Origin of the sequence: Flavobacterium sp., assembly GCF_036741995.1 — a bacterium.
Classification (GTDB): domain Bacteria; phylum Bacteroidota; class Bacteroidia; order Flavobacteriales; family Flavobacteriaceae; genus Flavobacterium.
Genome location: NZ_DAINRG010000116.1, coordinates 1 through 1,142, shown reverse-complemented (window position 1 = coordinate 1,142; position 1,142 = coordinate 1). Strand labels below are relative to the sequence as shown.

General features: G+C 39.2%; 1 protein-coding gene. It reads left to right on the top strand.

The annotated features are described in order from the left end of the window. The first annotated feature begins 58 nt into the window (after window positions 1–58). A complete protein-coding gene (locus tag V7D82_RS13790; RefSeq protein WP_333601524.1) occupies window positions 59–652 on the top strand; it encodes a hypothetical protein in 594 nt (197 codons plus the stop codon). Window positions 653–1,142: the final 490 nt, after the last annotated feature.

Here is a 1,142-nt window from a genome sequence, read left to right as displayed (position 1 = left end):
TCGTTCAACAACTGAGAAAACCATCGCTTGAAATGGTTCTTGCGTAAGTCCTATGTATATGAAGCCATTGGGTGCAGCTATCCTTGTTGTGCATCACAGTGGACATGGAAATAAAGACCGAAGCCGGGGCAGTAGTTCAATTAGAGCGGCAATGGATGGCGAGTTTTCAGCCACTAAGAAAGATAAGAGCATTACACTGACTTGTCACAAAGCTAAAGATTTTGAAGAACTTAATCCGCTACAATTTACATTAAAACCTACCGAACTTGAGTGGCTGGATAGTGATGACAAACCAATGACCAGTGTTTATCTGGAGTATGGAGGCGTAGCAACTACCGACAAGAAGAACAAATTAACGGCTAAAGATGAGGCAATCTTAACCAGTTTAGATGCTGCAATTGTGGAGCATGGAATAGAGCCGACAGCAGAAATTAAACTCAAGTTCGGCGAATTTGATTCCCCAGCTGGCAAGATGCAAAGGGTTGTTAATATCGACTATTGGCGGGAAAAGGCTTATCCGTCAATTGTAGTGACTGGAAACAACCCCGAAAACGCCAAGAGGGTGGCATTTAACCGGTGTAGTGACAAACTGTTGAATCAAGGTCTGATTGTTAAATGCGACAATTATGCTTGGCGAGTATTCGGACATTAAGAATTGAACACCGAACAGAACCGAACAAAAGTGAACAAGTGTTCAGGGTTACATAGCGAACGAACACGAACACACTTCTTTAGAAGTGTTCGGTTGTTCACTAACCTGTTCAGCATAATAAAGATTATTGATGCTCAAAATATTCTATATAAGGAACTACCCTTTATTAAGAATATTTCAGGAGGTGTTACTTGTAGGAGAAATATGCTTGCTGGTACTTAGGGCTGACTAATAAAGCCAATACTGCCAGAACCAAGCCAGTAAGCTAAGGTACTCCCTGTACTTCTACTAACAGGCGTACACTTAATAGCCGGTTGAAATTTAACTACCGGATTTTCCGGTTTAGTTTAGTAACTAAGTAACACTAGTTACAAGAGTGATAAAGAAAAATAACTACTTGAAGGAGGAAAATTTAAACTATCAGATATAGAGATGTATTTATATTTAGCCATAGGTATTTATAGTATATTTAATAGCTTACATAACTTTA

Coding starts and splice junctions, on each gene's coding strand:
- V7D82_RS13790 (WP_333601524.1), top strand. CDS start 59: ATGAAGCCATTGGGTGCAGCTATCCTTGTTGTGCATCACAGTGGACAT.